At 74.1% G+C, this 4,437-nt stretch carries 1 protein-coding gene; it reads right to left on the minus strand.

The features are described from left to right. The coding region (locus IE142_RS34385; protein WP_191889370.1) for a type I polyketide synthase at window positions 1–4,437 on the minus strand (4,437 nt) is incomplete at both ends.

Genomic DNA, 4,437 nt, shown 5'->3' on the forward strand with positions numbered 1-4,437 from the left:
CGCCCCATCCCCAGCCGCTGCGAACCCTGACCCGTGAACACAACACCCAGCCGACCGTCACCGGCCACCGCCTCGGTCACGATCGACCGAAGGTCCTCGCGGGTCCGGCCGACGAGGACCGCGCGGTGGTCGAACCGCGACCGCCGCGTCAGCGAGTAGGCGACGTCGACCGGACGCTCCGTCACCTCGGCCAACTGTGCCACCTGGTCCCGGACCGCCGCTTCCGACCGGCCGGACACCAGCCACGGCACCACGGCCTCCGACGGCTCCGGTTCGGCGGCCACGGTGGCGGGGGCCTGCTCGAGAATGGTGTGCGCGTTGGTGCCGGAGATGCCGAACGACGACACCGCCGCCCGTCGCGGCCGGTCCACCGCCGGCCACGCCGTCGTCTCGGTCACCAGCTCGACGTCACCGGCCTCCCAGTCCACATGTGACGACGGCTGGTCCACGTGCAACGTCCGTGGCGCAACACCGTGGCGGAGCGCCGCGACCATCTTGATCACGCCCGCGACACCGGCGGCCGCCTGCGTGTGCCCGATGTTCGACTTCACCGAACCCAGCAGCAACGGCGTCTCACGATCCTGGCCGTAGGTCGCCAGGAGAGCCTGTGCCTCGATCGGGTCACCCAGCGACGTGCCCGTGCCGTGCCCCTCCACGACGTCCACGTCCGCGGACGACAGTCCCGCGCTCGCCAGCGCCTGCCGGATCACCCGCTGCTGCGAGGGCCCGTTCGGGGCGGTGAGGCCGTTCGACGCACCGTCCTGGTTCACCGCCGAACCCCGCACCACGGCGAGGATGTCGTGACCGTTGCGCACCGCGTCCGACAGCCGCTCCACCACCAGCATGCCGACACCCTCGGCCCACCCGACACCGTCCGCGGAGTCCGCATAGGACCGGCAGCGGCCGTCGGCGGACATACCGCGCTGGCGGGAGAAGTCGACGAACAGGTTCGGTGTGGACAGCACGGTCACACCACCGGCCAGCGCCAGATCGCAGTCACCCGACCGCAGCGCCTGCGCTGCCCAGTGCAGCGCCACCAGCGACGACGAGCACGCCGTGTCCACCGAGACCGCCGGGCCCTCGAAGCCGAAGGTGTAGGCCACGCGGCCGGACGCCACGCTCGGCGCGCTGCCGTTACCGCGGTAGCCCTCGAACTCCGGGGTGTTCAGCAGCTCCGAGTAGTCGCTGTACATGACGCCGGCGAACACACCGGTACGGCTGCCCCGCAGCGACACCGGATCGAGGCCGGCCCGCTCCAGCGCCTCCCACGACGTCTCCAGCAGCAGCCGCTGCTGCGCGTCCGTGGCGAGCGCCTCGCGAGGGCTCATGCCGAAGAACTCCGCGTCGAACTCCCCCGCGTCGTGCAGGAAGCCCGCCTCACGCGCGTACGAGGTGCCGAGGTGGTCCGGGTCCGGGTCGTAGAGACCGTCGAGGTCCCAGCCTCGGTTGTCCGGGAACGCCGACACGGCGTCCACCTCGTCGGTGACCAGCCGCCAGAGGTCCTCCGGCGACCGCACCCCGCCCGGGTACCGGCACGCCATGCCCACGATCACCACCGGATCGTCCGACACCGGCGGCAACGCGCCGACGGGGACCGACGTGTCCGCCGGCTCGATCCCCAGCAGCTCACCGACCAGGTAGGCCGCCAGCCCGGCGGAGGTCGGGTAGTCGAACACAACGGTCGCCGGCAGCCGCAGTCCGGTCACGGTGGCCAGGCCGTTGCGCAGTTCCACAGCCGTCAGCGAGTCCAGGCCCAGCTCCTGGAACGAGCGCGCCGGATCCACCGACGCCGAGGCGTCGTAGCCCAGCACGGCCGCCACCCGGCCACGGACCAGGTCGAGCACGACCTCCGTGCGGTCGGCCTCCGGCAGCGCTGCGAGGCGACGGGACAGGCCGTCGGCCGTCTCCCCTCCGTGCGCCGCGATCCGGCGGCCCCGCGTGCGCACGAGTCCGCGCAGCAGGGCGGGAACCTCGCCACGGGTCCGCAGTGCCGCCAGGTCGAGCAGCACGGGCGACACCACCGCCTCGTCCGTCACGGACAGGGCCGCGTCGAACAGCGCCATGCCCTGCTCGATCGCCAGCGGCGGCACGCCTTCGCGGGCGAGACGGGCGCGGTCGGCGTCGGTGAGCCCGGCTGTCATGCCGGTCTCGGGCGCCCATGCGCCCCACGCGAGCGACAGGCCGGGCAGCCCGTGGGCGCGGCGGTGGGCCGCGAGGGCGTCGAGGAACGCGTTGCCGGCCGCGTAGTTGCCCTGACCGGCCGCGCCGAGGAGGCCGGCGACCGAGGAGAAGAGCACGAACGCGTCGAGGTCGGCGGTCAGCTCGTGCAGGTGCCAGGCGGCATCCGCCTTCACCCGCAGCACCGTGGCGAGGCGCTCGGGCGTGAGGGAGCCGATGACACCGTCGTCCAGCACACCGGCGGCGTGCACGACGGCCCGCAGCGGGTGCTCGGCCGCCACGGTGGCGAGCGCCGCCGCCAGGGCCTCCCGGTCCGTCACGTCGCAGGCGAGGACCGTCGCGGTGGCGCCGGCATCCGTCAGCTCGGCGACCAACTCGGCGGCGCCCTCGGCGTCGGGTCCGCGGCGGCTGAGCAGCAGCAGGTGCCGCACGCCGCGCTCGGCGACGAGGTGCCGGGCGAGGGCCGCGCCGAGCCCGCCGGTGCCGCCCGTGATCAGGACCGTGCCGTCGGTGTCCCAGTCCGTGCTTGCGGCCGGGGCGGTGAGGCGGGCGAGCCGGGCGGCCCGGACCTCGCCGTCCCGCACGCGCATCTGGGGCTCGCCGGCACCGAGGACCGCGCCCAGCGGCAGCGGTCCATGGTCGGCGTCGACGAGGACGAAGCGGCCGGGATGCTCGGTCTGGGCGGACCGCACAAGGCCCCGCAGCGCGGCCGTGGCCAGGTCCGCGCCGTCGACGACGAACACCAGCCGGGTCCTGTCGGGCGCGTCGGACGCGAGCCAGTCCTGGAGCAGGCTCAGCGCACGGTCGGCGAGGTCGTGGGTTCGATCGAGCACATCACCGTCGGCGGCGAGAGGCACCACGACAGCGTCGGGGACGTCGGGGGCATCGGGGGTGACGCCGAGCGAAGCCAGGTCGACGGCGGCCGAGACGGTGACGCCTGCCGACCGCAGCCGGTCGGCGACACCACGCGGGTCGTCGCCGAGCACGACGGCGGTGACCTGCTCGTTGCCGGTGCGTACCGGTGCCGACCAGTCGATCCGGTAGAGCGCGTCGGTGCTCGGGCCGATCTGGTCCGCGGTGACCTCGCGGAACACGAGCGAGTCGACGGTGGCGACCACTTGGCCGACGGTGTCGGCGGCGGTGATGGTGACGCCGTCGGCGGAATCGCCGGTCAGCACCACGCGCAGCGCGGCGGCAGCCGAGGCGTGCAGGGTCACGCCCTCCCAGGCGAACGGGAGCACGCTGCGATCGGCGTCGCCGGTCAGCGACGTCGCATGCAGAACCGCGTCGAGCAGCGCCGGGTGCAGACCGTACGCGGCGGACTGGTCGGCGGCGTCGCCGGGCAGCGCGACCTCCGCGTAGACCTCGCCGCCGCGGCGCCACGCGGCCGTGAGACCGCGGAACGTCGGGCCGTAGCCGAAGCCGAGGCCGACGAGCCGCTCGTAGAAGCCGTCCAGGGCAATGGCCTCCGCACCGGCCGGCGGCCACGCCGGGAAGTCGGCCGTGGCGGCTTCGGAGGCGCCTTTGGAGGCGGTCCCAGAGTCGGCGAGGACACCGAACGCATGCTGTGTCCACGGACCGTCGGTGTGTTCGGGGCGGGAGAACACGCCGAAGGCGGTGCCGTCCACCCGCACCTGGATGTGCACCGCGCCGGTCTCGGGCAGCACCAGCGGGACCGCCAGGGTCAGCTCGTCGATCCGGTCGAGCCCGACCTCGTCGCCGGCGCGCAGCGCCAGCTCGACGAAGCCGGTGCCGGGGAACAGGATCTGGCCGTGCACGGCATGATCCGCCAGCCACGGCACGGACCGCACGGACAGCCGCCCGGTGAGCACGGTGGCCTCGCCGCCGGCGAGGGCGACGGCCGCGCCCAGCAACGGGTGCTCGACCGAAGCGAGGCCCGCACCGGACACGTCGCCGGTGGCACCGGTCCGCTCCGGCCAGTACCGCTCGTGCTGGAAGGCGTAGGTCGGCAGGTCCACCCGGCGGGCAACCGTGCCGGCGAAGAACGCCTCCCAGTCCACCGTGACACCGTGGGCGTGCAGCACCGCCAGCGCCGTGACCGCAGCCGTCTCCTCGTCCCGGCCACGCCGCAGCGTCGGTACGGTCGTCACCTCGGCACTCTCCTGGACCATCGCCGACAGCGTGCCGTCCGGCCCCAGCTCCAGGAACGTGCTCACACCACTGTCCACCATCGCGCGCACCGCGTCGGCGAACCGCACCGCCTCGCGCACATGCCGGACCCAGTACTCCGGGCTGGTC

The organism is Streptomyces mutabilis (assembly GCF_014649815.1).
In the GTDB taxonomy this organism is placed as follows: Bacteria; Actinomycetota; Actinomycetes; order Streptomycetales; family Streptomycetaceae; genus Streptomyces; species Streptomyces mutabilis.